We start from the raw sequence: 15,578 nt of genomic DNA, 5'->3' as shown, positions 1-15,578 counted from the left end.
GGATCGGAAATGGAAAAGCTCAGGATCACGCTGGCGGGGGTCGCTTTCGAGGCAAGGCTGGAAAAGGAGAAGGCGCCCGACACCTGCGCGGCGTTCCTCAATTATCTGCCGTTCCGCAACAAGGCGATCCACGTGCGTTGGAGCGGCGAGGCCGTGTGGATTCCGCTGGGCGCCATGGAATTCGGCGTCGGATACGAAAACGCCACCAGCTATCCAGCGCCCGGCGAGGTGATCCTCTATCCGGGCGGCGTCAGCGAAACCGAGATCCTGCTCGCCTATGGCCGGGTGAACTTCGCCAGCATGGCCGGCCAGCTCGCCGGAAATCACTTTCTCACCATCACCGACAATGTCGACCTCCTGCCCGCCCTCGGCCGCAAGGCGCTCTGGGAAGGCGCGCGGGAGATTTCCTTCGAACGCCTCTGACGGACCTGTCTTGCAAAGGAGCGCAACCGGAATGACCAAGCTCGACCTCGCGATACGCGGCGGCACCATCGTCACCGCCAGCGACATGTTCAAGGCCGATATCGGGATCGCCGGCGAGAAGATCGCCGTCATAGCCGAAACCGTTGCCGGGGCCGAGCGGGAAATCGATGCTTCGAGCCTCTACGTCATGCCGGGCGGCATCGATAGCCACGTGCACATCGCGCAACCCTCCGGCCCCGGCATCGTGATGGCGGACGATTTCGCATCGGCCACGGCCTCCGCCGCGGCGGGCGGCAACACGCTCGTCATGCCGTTCGCGCTCCAGCAGCGCGGCGCGTCGCTGCGCGGCTCGGTGGAGGAGTACCGGACCCTAGCCGAAGGCGAGTGCCACATCGATACCGCCTTCCATCTCATTGTCTCCGATCCGACACCGGCGGTGCTCGGCCAGGAGCTGCCGGCATTGGTCGAGGCGGGATACACCTCCTTCAAGGTCTTCATGACCTATGACGATTTGGTTCTAAACGACCGGCAATTGCTCGAAGTATTCGACGTCGCGCGCGCCACGCAGGCGCTGGTGATGGTCCATTGCGAAGGCTACGACACCATCAAGTTTTTGGCGGAGCGGCTGGAGCGGGCGGGCAAGACCGAGCCCTATTATCACGCCGTGTCGCGCCCGGAAATCGTGGAGCGCGAGGCCGCGCACCGGGCGATCAGCCATGCCGAGCTGATCGACGTGCCGATGATGATCGTCCATGTCTCGGGACGAGAGACGATGGAGCAGGTGCGCTGGGCGCAGCAGCGCGGCCTGAAGGTCTATGCCGAGACCTGCCCTCAATACATCACGCTGACGGCGGAAAGCCTCAAGGGGCTCAACATGACGGGCGCGAAATATGTCTGCTCGCCGCCACCACGCGATTGCGATAGTCAAAAGGCGATCTGGGAAGGCATCGCGCAAGGCGTCTTCCAGACATTTTCCTCCGACCACTGTCCGTTTCGCTACGACTCGACTGACGGAAAGCTCAATCCGAAGGCGCGCACCTCGTTCCGCTGGGTTCCGAACGGCATTCCGGGCGTCGAGACGAGGCTGCCGATACTGTTTTCGGAAGGCGTCTCGAAAGGTCGCATCACGCCCCAGAAATTCGTCGAGCTGTCGGCCACCAATCACGCGAAAATGTACGGGCTCTACCCGCGCAAGGGGTCGATTGGAATCGGCTTCGATGCCGACCTGGCGCTCTGGAATCCCAACCGGAAGGAAACGATCCGGCAGGAGATCCTGCATCACGGCGCCGACTATACGCCCTGGGAAGGCTTCGAGGTCACCGGCTGGCCGGTGATGACCGTCTCGCGCGGAACGATTGTCGTCGAGGACGGCAAGATCGTCGCAGGCAAGGATCACGGCCGCGTTCTGGAGCGGGAAAAGAGCGCCTATGCGGCGTGAGCGCCGGCAAGCAAACTATCTGCCGGAGAAATACTCACAGGTCGAAAGATCATAGATGTCGATACTGCCGAGCCCGAGCGCGCGTTGGTAGTCTCATCGAAAAGCAAACGGAAAATCGGCGCCATGGACATCCTCAGCGGCATCAAGGTTCTCAGCTTCAACCATTTCCTCGCCGGACCGGCCGCGGCACAACTGCTTGGCGACATGGGCGCCGATGTCGTCGCGATCGAACCGCTGGACGGAGCCTTCCAGCGCAATTGGGCGGTTGCCGGGCACTTCGTCGACGGGCAGAGCGTGAACCACCTCTCCACCGGGCGCAACAAACGCAGCCTCGCCGTCGACATGAAGAGCGAGGAGGGCAAGGCGGTAGTCCGCCGGCTCATCGGCTCCGCCGACGTGATGATGGAGAATTTCCGTCCGGGCGCCATGGCGCGCCTCGGTTTCGACCCCGATGAGCTCGTCACGGAACATCCACGCCTGATCTATGCCGCCGCGACCGGTTTCGGTCCCACCGGCCCCTATGCATCGCGGCCAGGACAGGATCTGCTCCTTCAGGCGATGTCGGGGCTGGCGGCCCATACCGGGCGAGCCGACGGCCCGCCCGTCCCAATCGGTTCGGTCGTCATCGACCAGCACGCGGCCGCACTTTATACGATGGGCATCGTCGCGGCGCTGTTCCGGCGCGAGCGCAGCGGCAAGGGTGGCCGGGTCGACGTCAGCCTGCTCCAGGCCGCGATCGATCTACAGGGTGAATCCATCACTGCCTGGCTAAACGGCGCGCCAAGAACCTCGCCGCGCGGACCGGGCGGCGTGGCCTCGTGGTTCAGCGCCGGCGGCTACGGCATCCATGCCACCAGGGACGGCTTCATTGCCATTTCGATGAGCCCGCCGGCCGTGCTGGGAAAGGCGCTCGGTGTCGAGGCGCTGCTCGACATACCGGAAGCGGATGCTTTCTCGCGCCGGGAAGATATCACCAGGCTCGTCTCGGAAAAGGTTGCCACGCTCGCCACCGACGAGGCGATCGGCCTGCTGGACGCCGCCGCGATCTGGAATGCCAGGGTCGAGGATTACGATGACCTCCCCGCCAATCCGCAGCTAAGGCATCTGGAAGCGTTCCGCACGGTCGAAGGCGCGACCGGCGCGCCGGTGACGCTCGTCGCCCATCCGGTGCGCTATGACGGCGCCGCGCCCGCCGTGCACCGTACCCCGCAGAAGCTCGGCGCGCAGACTCGCGAAATTCTTGCCGAAGCCGGCTACGGGCAGGACGAGATCGACGGTCTCGTCTCGCAAGGCGTCGTCGCCTGCGCCGACGGGGCCGGGAGGTCCGCATGAAACTCGCAATGCGGATCATTTCCTTCTGTCATTACCTGCAAGGCCCGGCGGCAACGCAATATCTCGCCGACATGGGCGCCGACGTCATCAAGATAGAACCTCTTGCGGGCGCGTTCGAGCGGCGCTGGTCCGGCGGCAACTCCTATGCCGGCGGCGTCAGCGCCTTCCTGCTTTCGGCAAACCGCAACAAACGCAGCCTCGCGATCGACCTGAAGAGCCCGAAGTCGCGCGACATCATGCTGAAGCTGATCGACGGCGCCGACGCCATCGTCGAGAACTTCAGGCCCGGCGTGCTCGACCGGCTGGGCTACGGCTACGAGGCGATCAAGGCACGCAAGCCGGACATCATCTATGCGTCCGCTACCGGTCTTGGCGCCGACGGTCCGGATGCAGGGCGCCCGGGCCAGGATCTGCTGATGCAGGCGCGCTCGGGCCTGGTCGCGGCCACCGGATCGTCGGAGGCCGGCCCCACGATCGTCGGCGCGGCGATCGCCGACCAGCACGGTGCTTCCCTGCTTGCCATGGGCATTCTCGCCGCCTTCGTGCGCAAGCTGCAGACCGGCGAGGGAACCCGCGTCGAAGCCAGCCTGTTCCAGGCCGCGATCGATCTCCAGAGCGAGGCCCTGACCATGTATTTCATGCGCCAGGTGCAGGGTGACGTGATGCGGCGCGGGCCCAATATCGGAAGCTGGTATCACGACGCGCCTTATGGAGCCTACAAACTGGTTGATTGCCATATCGTCCTTTCGATGAACGACCCGGTCAAGCTTGCGGCCGCACTCGAAAGCGACGAGCTTCAAGCCCTTGCCGGCATCGACCGATACGCGGAGCGGGAGCGCTACGCCGCGGCAATGGCGAAGACGCTTGCCGGCCATACATTCGCGAACCTTGCAGCCCGCTTCGACGCGCACGGCATCTGGTTCGAGCGCGTGCAATCCTATGACGAACTCGCCGAGGATCGCCAGGCCGCCCATATGGGCGCCTTCCGCGAATACGAAGTCGACGGCCGCAAGATCCGCCTCATCGCGCATCCGCTGCGCTATGACGGCGCCTTGCCCGGCATCGACACCATGCCGCTCAGCCCCGGCTGCGACAGCCGCGCCATCCTATCCGAGATCGGCTTGAGCGAATCCGAAATCGACCGGCTGGCGGAGGACGGGGTCATCGCAAGCCCCGTCCCCGCCGCCGCCTGACAACGAGGGAACGTCCGCCCATGAACATGATGATGATTTCAGACGAATGCCGCATGGCGGTGGAAACCGTCCGTCGCTTCGTCCAGGGAAAGGTGCAGCCTTTGGAGATGGAGGTCGAGCGTCTCGGCAACATCCCACCCGAAAAGCTCGCAGCGCTGAAGCAGGAAGCGATCGCGCTCGGCCTCTATGCGCTCAACATGCCCGAGGAGGTCGGCGGCGGCGGGCTGAGCACGCTCGACATGTGCCTGGTTGAGGAACAGCTCGGCCAGACCTCGGACGCACTGATCCGCCGGATTTTCGGGCAGGTCTATCCGATGCTGATGGCCTGTTCGCCCGCCCAGCGCGAAAAATACCTGCTCCCCACGGTCAAGGGCGAGAAGATCTGCGCCATGGCGATCACCGAGCCGGGCGCCGGTTCCGACGCCGCCTCGATCTCGACCACGGCGCGGCTCGAAAACGGCCAATGGGTGCTGAACGGCACCAAGCATTTCATCAGCGACGGTGACATCGCCGACTACGTCATCGTGATGGCATTGAACGATGCGGAAAAACGCGCGCGCGGTGGCATCACGCTCTTCCTGGTCGATCGCGATACGCCCGGTTTCTCCGTCGCGCGCACGCAACCGATGATGGGCCATCGCGGCTACGGTCATGCCGAGCTCGTCTTCTCCGACTGCCGGATACCGCAAGATGCCGTCCTCGGCGAGGTCGGTGGCGGCTTCAAGCTCATCATGCAGAGCGTGTCGGCGATACGGCTCGGCCATATAGGCGCGCGCTGTGTCGGCATGGCCCAGCGCGTGCTCGAAATGATGCGCCAGCACGCCGCCACGCGAAAGCAGTTCGGCTCACCCATCGGCGACTACCAGATGATCCAGAAGATGATCGCCGATTCCGCGATCGAGATATTCGCCGCGCGCAGCATGGTGCTCGATTGCGCGCGCGACATCGATCTCGGCCTCGACCCGCGCGACAAGGTTTCCATGATCAAGGTTTTCGCGTCCGAAATGCTCGGCAAGGTCGCCGACCGCGGAATCCAGGTTTTCGGCGGCTACGGCTTCACCAAGGAACTGCCGCTGGAGCGCATCTATCGTGATGCCCGCGTCACCCGCATCTATGACGGCACGTCGGAGATCCATCGGATGCTCGTGGCGCGCTCGGTCATCAAGAACGGCCTTTCGATCTAAGGAACAGCTATGACGATCAAGAACCAGTTCGTGGCACCGTCCGTCGGCGACAGCGTCACCTTCCGCAAGACCATGACGGTTGCCGAACAGGCCATGTTCACCGGCATCAGCGGCAATCTCGGCGGCCTTTACGTCGATCGCGGCAAGGCGAAGGCTGCAGGGCTTGCGGACATATCCGTGTTCGAGCTGGCCGCGGCGTCGCTGCTCACCACGTGCCTGTCGCGGCTCGCGGGCTCCGGCCATCGCATCGCTTCCTACGGTCTCGACTTTGAAAAAGCCATCACCGTCGGCACCACGGTCGAAGCCGTCGCGACGCTTGTCTCCAACGAGGGCGGTTCATTTGCCTTCAAGCTCGCGCTCAACGCCGATGGCGCCGCGCTCGCTTCCGGCGAGGCACGTCTCGTCCCGGCCGGAGAATCCTGAGCCATGTACGACGTCATTCCGTTCAGCGATCTGTCGGTGGGCGACCGGGTGTCGGCGGCCAAGACGGTGACCGAAGCCGACGGCGCGCTATACATCGCCGCCACCGGAGACTTCGGCCCCGTGCATATCGACGAGGATTATGCTTCGGGCACGCGCTTCGGTCGTCGCCTCGCGCCGGGCATCATGGTGGCCGGCCTGTGCACCAGCGTACTGACGGCGGAACTGGCGGGCGTGCTCGGCGTATCGATCGAGGACAGCTTCTGGTTCACCGGCCCGGTGTTCTACGGCGATACGATCACCGTCGACGTCTGGATAGCCGAAAAGCACGAGGAGACGCGAACGCTCGTCTGGGAGGCCTCGGCCATCAACGAGGAAGGCAAGGAAGTCCTGAAAGCGCGAGCCACCCTGAAGTATCCTCGCCCGAAACCTGCGTGAGAACATGCTGAACCACAAAGATCTTCGCGGCGTGACCGTCGCCACCGTGCTGCCCTTCGACGAAACCGGAGCGATCGACTGGAAGGGCTATGAACGCGTCCTCGCCTATTGCGCCGTGCCGGATACGGTCGCGGCCGTGTTCGTCAACGGTCATGCCGGCGAAGCCACGTCACTTTCGGAAGAAGAGCGCACCGAGGTTATCCGCCGGACCCGTGCGGTCATCGGCAAGGAGAAGCCGCTGCTTGCCGGCGTCATCCCGCATGGCGTCGCCGATGCGATAGCCCAGGCGAAGGCGGCGCGCGAAGCAGGCGCGGATTGCTATGTCGTGTTTCCGCCGGCCGCACTCGGCGGAGGGGCGGCCTCGACCGACGCGCCTCGGGCATTCTTCGACAAGGTGACCTCCTCGCTCGACATACCGGCGTCTGTCTTCCAGTTTCCGCTCGCATCGGGATTTGGCTATTCGACCAGAGCCTTGTGCGAAATCGCCTCCCTGAAGAAAGTTATCGCGGTCAAGGAAGGCAGCAACACCATGCTCGCCTATGAAGAAAACTTCCGCGTACTCAAGGCCGCGGCCTCCGACGTCGCGATGCTTCCTTCGAACTATGACTGGTTCATGCCGCAACTGGCCGTCGGCGGCGACGGGCTCCTTTCAGGGCTCGCATCGCTGACGCCCGACTGGCTTTCGGACCTCTGGAGAGCCGCCGAGGCGAAGGACCTCGCCTCCATGCGCGCGGCCAGCGACCGGCTGCATCCGATCGTGCGCACGATCTATGGCGCGGCCCCTCTCATCGACATGCATACGCGCATCAAGGTCGGGCTCAAGGCACTCGGGATCATCGACAACGCCTCACCGCGGCTGCCGCTGATGCCGGTCGCACCGGACATCGAAGACGCCATAGTCGCAATCACCCGGAAAAGCGGGCTCTCCTCATGAACGTCCATCAACCCGAATCGGCGCCGCGCGCGCCGACGATTTCGACGTCCCACCCCTTCGGCGGCGTCTACGCGTCAACCATCTGCCCGATGACGCCGCAGGGCGTCGTCGACGAAACCGCGCTCGCCGCGCATCTCAAATCCGTCGTCACCACCGCCGGCATGGCAGGGTTGCTCGTCAACGGCCATGCCGGTGAGAATTTCGCGCTCTCGCGAGACGAACAGTCCACCGTCATGCGCATTGCCCGCGAGGCCTCGGGTGAACGCAAGATCGTCGCCGGCATCAATGCCGAGAGTACCGATCTCGCCGTGCAGCTTTCCGAGGACGCCGCCAAAGCGGGCGCGGACGCCGTGATGGTGTTCCCGCCCTATTCCTGGGCGCTGGGCGCCGACGACCGCGTGATCCAGGGGCATCACCGGGCGATAGCAAAAGCATCCAACCTGCCGGTCTTCCTCTTCCAGGGATCGGTCAATTCGGGCCGCACCGCGTTCACGCAGAAAACTCTTTCCGGCCTGCTTGAGATCGACAGCGTCGTCGGCATCAAGGAAGGAAGCTGGGAAACCGCCGCCTACGAGGCGACGCGACGCCTCACGAAAAAGCTGCGGCCGGATGTCGGCGTCATGGCTTCGGGCGATGAGCATTTGTTCACCTGCTTCGCCATCGGCAGCGAGGGTAGTCTGGTCAGCCTGGCGGCAGTGATCCCTGAACTCATCGTGGAGTTGGAGCGCGCGATGCTGGCGGACGACATTGCCGCAGGCCGCGCGATTCACGAACGCCTCTACGACCTCGCGCGTATCGTCTACGGTGCGCCGGGCCATTTGGCGACGTTGAGGCTCAAGACCTGCCTCGTGCTTCTCGGACGACTCGAAACCGCGACCTCGCGCTCGCCGATCAAGGCGCTTTCGGCGGAAGAGACCGAGCTTCTGCGCGCAGCACTTGCGACCGCCGGCGTCCTGGAAGTCTGACGGCGATGGCAATGCAGCATATTGTTCTGGTCGACATCGATCCCGAAGTCGAGGATGACTTCAATGCCTGGTACGACGAGATCCACATTCCGGATATCCTAGCCTGTCCGGGGTGGCTCTCGGCGAAACGGCACCGGTGCGTTGAGGGCGGCCCCAAATATGTGGCCGTCTACGAGATCACCGGCCCCGAGGCCTATGAGACACCGGAATTTCATGCGATCAAGGGTTTCGGTCCCTTCGAGGATCGGGTGAGCAACTTCCGTCGCCTGCGACTGGCGCCATTGGAGCGGGAGCAGGCGGCTAGCTGAACGGAGGACGAATGCCGCGCGACGGGTGGAACCGCGTATGAACCTGCGACAGCTCGAAATCTTCAGTTCCGTCATGCGCTGCCGCACCACGATCGCGGCGGCTGAGGAACTTTCGATGTCGCAATCGGCGGTCAGCAACGCGATCAAGCACGTAGAATCCCAGCTCGGCTTCAAACTCTTCGAGCGCATCAGCAACCGCCTCGTGCCCACGGAGGAGGCGAAGCTGCTGCTTGAGGAGGCCGAGCCGCTTTTCCATCATCAGCAGGCGGTCAACCAGCGCGCGGCCGACCTCAAGGCGGGCCGCATCGGACGCATCCGCGTGGTGGCCACCGCCGAGCTTTCCGAATCCATCCTGCCGGCGGTCATGGCGCAGTTCCTGAAACTGCATCCCGCAGCTTATCTTTCGCTGGATACCCGTCCACTCAACAGCGTTCTCGACGCGGTTGAGAGCGGCCTTGCCGATGTCGGTTTCGGCATGGAGGCACATGAGCGGCACGGCCTGAGTCTCAAGCCGATTGCGGAGCTGACGACCGTTTGCGTCTGTCAGCAGGGTTCAAGCCTTGCCGCCCTGCCCTTCATAACGCCCGGCGACCTGCGCGAGCAGAACCTAATCGCCCCACATACCAGCAACGGGATCGGCCTTCTCGTCGCGGAAGCCTTTTCGAAGGCAGCGGCGCCCTATTCGCCGACCGTGGAGGTCCGCTTCCTCAATGTGGCCGCGCGGCTCGTTCAGGAAAATTGGGGGGTCGCATTGCTCGACGAGATGACGGCGTCATCCGGACGCTATTCCGACCTCGCCATCCGCCCCTTCCAGCCCCGGGTGCGACTGGCGCTCTCGGCAATCCTGCCCAAGCAACGAGTTCCCTCGCGGCTTGCTAACGCCTTCATCTCGATCTTCCAGAAACAGGCGAGCAGCCGGCTCACCGACCTTCAGGCGCTCATCGGCCCCCTCAATCGGCGCGAGGCCGGTTAGAGCATCGGCGAACTTCCTCACCCGACGAGGCGAGGTCGATCGCGTCAATCGTCGGAAACTTCTCCTGAAGCTGCCGTCTCTCCGGCATCGTTTTGGGCAATGAGAAGGCTGCAGCGCAGCCCTTCAAGCACGCTTGCTCCCACCGATCCATTCCACCAGCGTGCAAATGCGCTTTGATGCCGATGCCCCACCACGACGAGATCGGCGCCGATTTCATTGGCCACGGCAACGATCTCATGCGCTGGGTCGCCGAATTCGAGCCTGGCTTGCGGTGCAAAGCCGTGCTGTTCCAGCCGTTCGACGCCTTCCGCCAGCACCTTCTGATAGACCTCCTTCTGCTGCTCGACGGCGCCAGGTGCCGCGCCTTCGGCAAGCATGATTCCGACCGAGATGTCGACGACCGCGAGCAGGAAAACCTCCGCCCCGCAAAGCTTCGCCAGCTTCGCCCCCTCGCGCAATGCCAATCTGCCCTCGACCGAACCGTCGTAAGCAAGCAAAACCTTCCCATACATTGCGCGCCCTTTCTTTCCCGGTTGCGGTTCATCAAATCTGAGAATATGGATAGCACCCTATTTGATAGGAATCTATCGGAATGGACATCGGAACAGAATTCGCGGTCGAGCTCAGCCGCGTCAGCCGTCGCTGGCGCACGCGTCTCGACGAGCGCCTGAAGCACACAGGGCTGACGCAGGCGCGCTGGGTCGTGCTGCTCCAACTTTCAAAGTTCGGGGCCGCTCCGCAGCGCGAGCTTGCCGATCGTATCAGCGTCGAGGGCCCGACACTCGTGCGTACGCTCGACAAGCTCGAGGAGTTGGGCCTCGTCACCCGCCGAGCCTGCGAGGACGACCGGCGGGTCAAATTCATTCACCTCACGCCCCAGGCAGAGCCGGTGATCGCGGAAATAACCCGCATAGCGGACGAGCTGCGCCTCGAAATTCTCGCCGACATCCCCATCGGGGAGCTCGACCAGGCATGGCGGACGCTCAAGACCGTCGGCGACAGATTGGAGAATTTGTAAATTGAACAAGATCGTCGAGATTCAGAAGGACAGCGACGCGTCTCCCGAAATATTGGAACGGATATCGGCCACCTCCGAGCCACTCCAGACGCCGCCGAAGAGGAGCCGCCACCTGCGGCCGATCATCGCCGTGGCGGTGCTGATCGCACTCGGCGCGGTCGCCGCGCCCTGGCTCGCGGAGCGCTGGTCGCATGTGGCGATCAACGATGCGCGGATCGCGGCGAATCTCGTCACGGTCAGCAGCGAGGCGAGTGGCCGTGTCACCTCCGTCGAGATCATTGCCGGCGATGCCGTCAAGAAAGGACAGTTGCTGGCGACGATCGACAATGAGCAAACGCTTCTCGAGCTGAAGGCGCTCGACGCGCAGATCGCCGGGATAGGAGCACAGCAGAGCCAATACGGCGCGCAGCAGGAGATGATTCGCACTCAGGTCGCAAGCAAGCTGGAGGCGGGCGAGAGCGAGGTCAGGGCGGCGGAGGCGAACCACGCGGCGAGCGAAGCCGCCTTGCGCAGCGCCCGCAGCCGCTTCGAGCGCGTGAACAGCCTCGCCAGAAGCAACGTCACCTCCGCACAGGTTCTCGATGAGGCCGAGGCGGCACTCGCCACGGCCGAACAACAGGAAAAGGCCGCCGCCGCCGGCATCGCAACGGCGAATTCCAACCTCGCGGTCGTCCGCTCGGAGGGCGCTCAAATCGATGTCCTGAACCACCAGATCGCAACTCTGGAAACCCAGAAATCAGCGCTCGTCGCCCAGCGCGAACAGAAGCGGGTTGACCTTTCGCATCGTGAGATCCGCGCCGACTTCGACGGTGTGATCGACAGTACCTTCATCGATGCCGGCGAATATGTCTCGCCCGGCACGAGGTTGCTCATCTACCACGATCCCAACACGGTCTGGGTCGATGCCAACGTGAAGGAAACCGATTTCGGCCGCGTCAAGCTCGGCGCCCCGGCGAAGATCACCGTCGATGCCTTCCCTGACATGAAGCTTCAGGGCGAGGTCGAGCGTCTGGGTGAAGCCGCGACCAGTCAATTCGCACTCCTGCCCAGTCCCAATCCCAGCGGCAATTTCACCAAGATAACGCAGCGGCTGCCGCTGCGCATTTCGATCGACCAGAGCGAGGGCCGGCTGCGCCCCGGCATGATGGTGGAAGTCAGCGTCGATGTCGTCGATTGAAGCGCTCTTCGCCCGCTACGGTTCCTCCTATCGCTGGTTTGCCACCGGCACCGTGATGGTGGCGACGATCGCGGTGGTGTTGTCGACCACCATCGTGAACGTCGCCATTCCGGACGTCATGGGCGCATTCGGCATCAGCCAGGTCCAGGCGCAGTGGATTTCCACCGGCTTCCTGGCCGCCATGACGGCGACCATGCTGCTGGCCGATTGGGCCGACAAGGCTTTCGGCCAGCGCGCCACCATGATCGGCGCCCTGGTCCTTTTCATGGTCGGCTCCGTGCTCGGCGGCATCGCGCCCGACGAGAACATCCTCACCTTCGCCCGTGTGATCCAGGGAGCGGCGGCCGGCGTCGTCCAGCCGCTCGCCATGATCCTGCTCTTCCAGGTCTTTCCGCCCGATCAGCGCGGCGCGGCCATGGGCATATTCGGCATCGGCGTTGTCCTGGCGCCAGCGCTCGGACCATGGATCGGCGGCATTCTGATCGATTCCTTCAGCTGGCACTTCGTCTTCTATCTCGGCATTCCCTTTGCTGTGCTCGGCATCGTGCTTTCGAACCTGTTCCTGCCGACGCGGACGCAAACCGGTCCGCGACCTGGCTTCGACTGGGGTGGCATGGCGCTGCTCAGCCTGTTTCTCGCCACCCTCCTCAACGCGCTGACGAACGCCCAGAGGCAGGGCTGGACCTCGGACCCGATTCTGCTGCAGTTCGTGATTGCGATACTCGCCGCCAGCGGATTCGTCTGGTGGGAGATCACCTCGAAAAAGCCGATGCTCGATCTACGGCTTTTCGCCAGTCTGCCGTTCAGCGCGGCCTCGCTCGTCGCCTTCATCATGGGCGCCGGGCTCTTCGGGTCGACCTATCTGCTGCCGCTCTTCGTTCAGACGATACAGGGCCTCACGCCCACCCAAGCCGGCCTGCTGCTGATGCCGTCGGGACTGGTGCTGGTGCTGGTCTTTCCCATCGCCGGAAGACTCTCCGACCGGCTGCCGACAGGTTACCTGATCGGCGGCGGTATGCTGATCTTCGCCTATTCATCCTATCTCACCGCGTCCGTCAGCATCGATACGACCTTCTGGACACTGGCCTGGTGGACCGTGCTTTCGCGGATCGGACTGGGGCTGGTGTTTCCCTCGCTCACCGCAGGCTCGCTCAAGGTCTTGCCCCGTGAGCTCGTGGCTCAGGGATCCGGTGCGGTCAATTTCATCCGCCAGCTCGGCGGCGCGTTCGGCGTCAACCTGCTCGCCGTGTTCCTCGAACGCCGCACGATGCTTCACGCCGACGCGCTGACCGCGACGCAGACGAGCGACAATCCGGCCACCATGGACCTGCTCGGCAAGATCGCCGGCATCATCAGAACCGCGGGCCTGCCCGATTTCCAGCAGATTCCGGCAGCGATCAACTTCCTGAGCCAGACCATTGCGATCCAGGCCAATACGCTCGCATTCCACGACGGCTTCCTGATCGTCACCATCGTTTTTCTCGCAGCGCTCCTTCCCACCTGGCTGTTGCACAGGGCGCAATCAAAGCGATAACCGTCAGACCTGCGGCGCGATTCTCAGTTCGGAGGTGACTTCCAACGCGCGGTCCTCGAGGGGTGACGAGCCGTTAGCCGGGCGGTGAGCGGCGATCACGCGGTCGCGCTCGCTTATCAGTACGGCGATCTCCTCCTCATAGGCTGCGAAGATCGCGGTCAACCATCGATTGACGAGATAGGAGGGGCGCGGCATCTGCACGTCGAAGCGCGGCAAGAGCGCGATCGCCGCCTCGGCGTCGAGACGATCGTCGCCGACCACCCATTGGTTCACCGTGAATAGCCGCAGGAGGCGACCGTAAGCGTCGACGCCGACCGCGGCCAGATGGTGAATCGGCCCATCCGGTCCGTCCGGCCTCACGAAGCAATGGAAATGGCCGTGCTCGGCCGTGCCCTCCTCCGCCGGATGGCAATGATAGAACCATTGCGCGCCGCTTTGTGCATCGAAGACGTCGCCGGGCGGATAATGCTCCCAGGCAGTGATTTCCGCCGCGTCGCGAAAGGTTTCCAGAAGCACGTTGAGCCCGGCCTTGGCGAGGATCGCCTCGCAAAAGGCGATCTCGCGCAGCGCCTGGCCCTTCGTGTCCTCGCTCATCCGTTCGATCCTTCCGTTGCCGGCAAAGGAACCGGCGGCGGCGGTGGCGGCGCGAGTTTCGGCTTTTCCGCCTCCACCGGCAGGGGAGCGGGTGGCGGTGGCGGTGGCGCGAGCTTGGGCGCCGGAGCCGGGGGTGGCGGCGCGGGCGCCTTGGCCGGAGCTCCGGCGGAGCACGGCGCGGCAGCCGCGCAGGGAGCGGCGGGCGGACGGGGAGCGGCTGCGGCACACGGCGCGGCGGCCGAGCACGGGGCAGCGCCCGAAGCCGGCGCCGTCTGCGCGGCAGCCCTCGGAGCCGGATGATTATAGTGGTCGACAGCGACAGCGGCCGTGGCCGCCGCGAGTGCCGCACCGAAAAGTAGCGTGTTTCTTGCCGTCATTTCCTGGCGAACCCATCGAGACCAAACACGGGACGCAGCCAGACCCCGGCAAGCGAACCCACGAAAGCCGCGGCAAACCAGAGCCAGCCATGCAGGCTGCCCGACGCGATACCGCTGAACAGCGCGCCGATATTGCAGCCGAAGGAAAGCCGTGCGCCGTAGCCCATCAGGATGCCGCCGATCGCCGCCGCCAGCATCGAGGCCAACGGCACCTTGACCTTCGGTGCGAATTTTCCGGCGATGCTCGCAGCCAGCGCGGCACCGAGGATGATGCCGAAATTCATCACTGAGGTGACGTCGGCCAGCACGCTCGAGGAAAGCGCCGCCTGCGGGCCGGGCCAGTTCCAGAATTCCCAGCTTTCGACCGGAATGCCAACGGACTGGGCTGCCTTCGCGCCCCACAGGCCGAAGCCGAAGGTCACCGACCAGGGATGTCCGGCCAGAAGCAGGGTTGCGATGTTGAGGACGGCCATGAGCAGCCCCGCGCCGACCAGCGGCCACGGGCCGCGTAGCACCCAGCTCCAGCCCGGCCGCGACGGGCCCGGCTCGACTTCCAGATTGCCGTGCGCGCGCCGCTCGATCAACGCGGTCGCGAGAGCGACGAGGCCGAGAGCGACGAGCGTGGCAAGCACGGCCGTGCCGACGCCGAATTCGCGGCCGAGATCGATCGCCGGCAGCGACGGCAGGCCAAGCCACCATGGCAGGTGGGCCGTACCGATGACCGCCCCGACGATGAAGAAAATCAGCGTGACCAGCATGCGCGAGGAACCACCGCCAACCGTGAAGAGCGTGCCCGATCCACAGCCGCCGCCAAGCTGCATGCCGAGCCCGAAGATTGCCGCACCGATCAGAACCGAAACGCCAACCGGCGCCATCGCGCCCACCAGCGCCTGTCCGCCGAGGCTGCCGGCGGCAAGCAGCGGGATCATGCCGAGTGCCGCCACACCGATCATCAGCATCTGCGCGCGCATGGCGCGACCGCGGCGTTCGACGACCATGCGTCGCCAGCCGCCGGTGAAGCCGAAGGAGCCGTGATAGAGCGCCGCACCCAGCAATCCACCGATGACGAACAGCGTCGCCTGACGCAGGTCGATCAGCGCGGCGATGGCGAGGAAGCCGAGAACCAGCGCGCCGCCTGCCACCAGCATCGGCGCACGGTCGGCCGTCGGCCGCGGCAGGTAAGTAGGTCTTTCAAATGAGATGTCTGCCATTGCAAAAATCCGGCCGGCAAGCGGCGATGCAGGTCGTCAGAAACGACGGATGCCCGAAG

The 15,578-nt window shown here is 64.4% G+C and carries 17 protein-coding genes; 14 read left to right on the top strand and 3 right to left on the bottom strand.

What is annotated here, in order from left to right; genetic code table 11:
• Window positions 1-9 precede the first annotated feature (9 nt).
• The 11 genes from XW59_RS23510 (at window position 10) to XW59_RS23460 (ending at window position 9,608) form a co-directional block, all read left to right on the top strand.
• The gene (locus tag XW59_RS23510) at window positions 10-423 is read left to right on the top strand and encodes a DUF3830 family protein (protein WP_047148143.1); all 414 of its coding nucleotides are present in this window, start codon (window positions 10-12) and stop codon (window positions 421-423) included.
• Window positions 424-454: 31 nt separating this feature from the next.
• Complete coding sequence (hydA, locus tag XW59_RS23505) at window positions 455-1,861, top strand: dihydropyrimidinase (RefSeq protein ID WP_047148142.1); 1,407 nt, start codon at window positions 455-457, stop codon at window positions 1,859-1,861.
• A 123-nt stretch (window positions 1,862-1,984) separates the two neighbouring features.
• Complete coding sequence (locus XW59_RS23500; RefSeq protein ID WP_047148141.1) at window positions 1,985-3,193, top strand: CaiB/BaiF CoA-transferase family protein; 1,209 nt, start codon at window positions 1,985-1,987, stop codon at window positions 3,191-3,193.
• The gene (locus XW59_RS23495; protein WP_047148140.1) at window positions 3,190-4,386 is read left to right on the top strand and encodes a CaiB/BaiF CoA-transferase family protein; all 1,197 of its coding nucleotides are present in this window, start codon (window positions 3,190-3,192) and stop codon (window positions 4,384-4,386) included. Before XW59_RS23500 ends, XW59_RS23495 begins: the two co-directional genes overlap by 4 nt.
• A 20-nt stretch (window positions 4,387-4,406) precedes the next feature.
• Entirely contained in the window at window positions 4,407-5,570 is a 1,164-nt protein-coding gene (locus XW59_RS23490; protein ID WP_047148139.1) for an acyl-CoA dehydrogenase family protein, read from the top strand.
• Window positions 5,571-5,579: 9 nt separating this feature from the next.
• Window positions 5,580-5,993, top strand: coding sequence for a MaoC/PaaZ C-terminal domain-containing protein (locus XW59_RS23485; protein ID WP_047148138.1), 414 nt, complete (start codon window positions 5,580-5,582; stop codon window positions 5,991-5,993).
• 3 nt (window positions 5,994-5,996) lie between these two features.
• Window positions 5,997-6,428 (top strand): MaoC family dehydratase, encoded by a 432-nt coding sequence (locus XW59_RS23480; RefSeq protein WP_047148137.1) that lies wholly within the window; start codon window positions 5,997-5,999, stop codon window positions 6,426-6,428.
• A gap of 4 nt (window positions 6,429-6,432) precedes the next feature.
• On the top strand, window positions 6,433-7,362 hold the full coding sequence (locus tag XW59_RS23475) for a dihydrodipicolinate synthase family protein (RefSeq protein WP_047148136.1): 930 nt from the start codon (window positions 6,433-6,435) through the stop codon (window positions 7,360-7,362).
• Window positions 7,359-8,327 carry a dihydrodipicolinate synthase family protein gene (locus XW59_RS23470; protein ID WP_047148135.1) on the top strand — a complete coding sequence of 323 codons (969 nt, stop codon included), beginning with the start codon at window positions 7,359-7,361 and terminating at the stop codon, window positions 8,325-8,327. The genes XW59_RS23475 and XW59_RS23470 overlap by 4 nt, the downstream gene beginning before the upstream one ends.
• An 11-nt stretch (window positions 8,328-8,338) precedes the next feature.
• A complete protein-coding gene (locus tag XW59_RS23465) occupies window positions 8,339-8,635 on the top strand; it encodes a DUF4286 family protein (RefSeq protein ID WP_246666188.1) in 297 nt (98 codons plus the stop codon).
• Window positions 8,636-8,672: 37 nt separating this feature from the next.
• Window positions 8,673-9,608: a LysR substrate-binding domain-containing protein gene (locus XW59_RS23460; protein WP_047148133.1), complete on the top strand. Its 936-nt coding sequence runs from the start codon at window positions 8,673-8,675 to the stop codon at window positions 9,606-9,608.
• A gap of 44 nt (window positions 9,609-9,652) precedes the next feature.
• On the opposite strand, the gene XW59_RS23455 is transcribed toward XW59_RS23460, so the two are convergent.
• Window positions 9,653-10,120, bottom strand: a complete 468-nt coding sequence (locus XW59_RS23455; protein ID WP_047148132.1) for a universal stress protein — start codon at window positions 10,118-10,120, stop codon at window positions 9,653-9,655.
• 80 nt (window positions 10,121-10,200) lie between these two features.
• On the opposite strand from XW59_RS23455, the gene XW59_RS23450 reads away from it, so the two are divergent.
• Genes XW59_RS23450 through XW59_RS23440 form a run of 3 tightly spaced genes read left to right on the top strand, consistent with a single transcriptional unit; the run spans window position 10,201 to window position 13,337 of the window.
• Window positions 10,201-10,626, top strand: a complete 426-nt coding sequence (locus XW59_RS23450) for a MarR family transcriptional regulator (protein WP_137327085.1) — start codon at window positions 10,201-10,203, stop codon at window positions 10,624-10,626.
• 1 nt (window position 10,627) lies between these two features.
• On the top strand, window positions 10,628-11,803 hold the full coding sequence (locus tag XW59_RS23445; protein WP_206077739.1) for an HlyD family secretion protein: 1,176 nt from the start codon (window positions 10,628-10,630) through the stop codon (window positions 11,801-11,803).
• Complete coding sequence (locus tag XW59_RS23440; protein ID WP_047148130.1) at window positions 11,790-13,337, top strand: DHA2 family efflux MFS transporter permease subunit; 1,548 nt, start codon at window positions 11,790-11,792, stop codon at window positions 13,335-13,337. The genes XW59_RS23445 and XW59_RS23440 overlap by 14 nt, the downstream gene beginning before the upstream one ends.
• Window positions 13,338-13,340: 3 nt before the next feature.
• Here XW59_RS23440 and XW59_RS23435 read toward each other — a convergent pair whose 3' ends face one another.
• Both XW59_RS23435 and XW59_RS23430 read right to left on the bottom strand, forming a co-directional pair.
• The gene (locus XW59_RS23435; RefSeq protein ID WP_047148129.1) at window positions 13,341-13,931 is read right to left on the bottom strand and encodes a hypothetical protein; all 591 of its coding nucleotides are present in this window, start codon (window positions 13,929-13,931) and stop codon (window positions 13,341-13,343) included.
• A 373-nt stretch (window positions 13,932-14,304) separates the two neighbouring features.
• A complete protein-coding gene (locus XW59_RS23430; protein WP_047148128.1) occupies window positions 14,305-15,519 on the bottom strand; it encodes a YeeE/YedE family protein in 1,215 nt (404 codons plus the stop codon).
• Window positions 15,520-15,578: the final 59 nt, after the last annotated feature.

The sequence above is a fragment of the Aquamicrobium sp. LC103 genome, assembly GCF_001014615.2.
Taxonomy (GTDB): Bacteria; Pseudomonadota; Alphaproteobacteria; order Rhizobiales; family Rhizobiaceae; genus LBCQ02.
Note: the sequence above shows the minus strand (reverse complement) of the source record. Positions and strands in the feature narration are given on the sequence as shown.

What these genes read in the sequence shown, in the direction of transcription:
- XW59_RS23440 (WP_047148130.1), top strand. Translation starts at nt 11,790, where the DNA reads ATGTCGTCGATTGAAGCGCTCTTCGCCCGCTACGGTTCCTCCTATCGC.
- hydA (WP_047148142.1), top strand. Translation starts at nt 455, where the DNA reads ATGACCAAGCTCGACCTCGCGATACGCGGCGGCACCATCGTCACCGCC.
- XW59_RS23430 (WP_047148128.1), bottom strand. Translation starts at nt 15,519, where the DNA reads ATGGCAGACATCTCATTTGAAAGACCTACTTACCTGCCGCGGCCGACG.
- XW59_RS23460 (WP_047148133.1), top strand. Translation starts at nt 8,673, where the DNA reads ATGAACCTGCGACAGCTCGAAATCTTCAGTTCCGTCATGCGCTGCCGC.
- XW59_RS23485 (WP_047148138.1), top strand. Translation starts at nt 5,580, where the DNA reads ATGACGATCAAGAACCAGTTCGTGGCACCGTCCGTCGGCGACAGCGTC.
- XW59_RS23435 (WP_047148129.1), bottom strand. Translation starts at nt 13,931, where the DNA reads ATGAGCGAGGACACGAAGGGCCAGGCGCTGCGCGAGATCGCCTTTTGC.
- XW59_RS23490 (WP_047148139.1), top strand. Translation starts at nt 4,407, where the DNA reads ATGAACATGATGATGATTTCAGACGAATGCCGCATGGCGGTGGAAACC.
- XW59_RS23495 (WP_047148140.1), top strand. Translation starts at nt 3,190, where the DNA reads ATGAAACTCGCAATGCGGATCATTTCCTTCTGTCATTACCTGCAAGGC.
- XW59_RS23500 (WP_047148141.1), top strand. Translation starts at nt 1,985, where the DNA reads ATGGACATCCTCAGCGGCATCAAGGTTCTCAGCTTCAACCATTTCCTC.
- XW59_RS23475 (WP_047148136.1), top strand. Translation starts at nt 6,433, where the DNA reads ATGCTGAACCACAAAGATCTTCGCGGCGTGACCGTCGCCACCGTGCTG.
- XW59_RS23470 (WP_047148135.1), top strand. Translation starts at nt 7,359, where the DNA reads ATGAACGTCCATCAACCCGAATCGGCGCCGCGCGCGCCGACGATTTCG.
- XW59_RS23480 (WP_047148137.1), top strand. Translation starts at nt 5,997, where the DNA reads ATGTACGACGTCATTCCGTTCAGCGATCTGTCGGTGGGCGACCGGGTG.
- XW59_RS23455 (WP_047148132.1), bottom strand. Translation starts at nt 10,120, where the DNA reads ATGTATGGGAAGGTTTTGCTTGCTTACGACGGTTCGGTCGAGGGCAGA.
- XW59_RS23450 (WP_137327085.1), top strand. Translation starts at nt 10,201, where the DNA reads ATGGACATCGGAACAGAATTCGCGGTCGAGCTCAGCCGCGTCAGCCGT.
- XW59_RS23465 (WP_246666188.1), top strand. Translation starts at nt 8,339, where the DNA reads ATGCAGCATATTGTTCTGGTCGACATCGATCCCGAAGTCGAGGATGAC.
- XW59_RS23510 (WP_047148143.1), top strand. Translation starts at nt 10, where the DNA reads ATGGAAAAGCTCAGGATCACGCTGGCGGGGGTCGCTTTCGAGGCAAGG.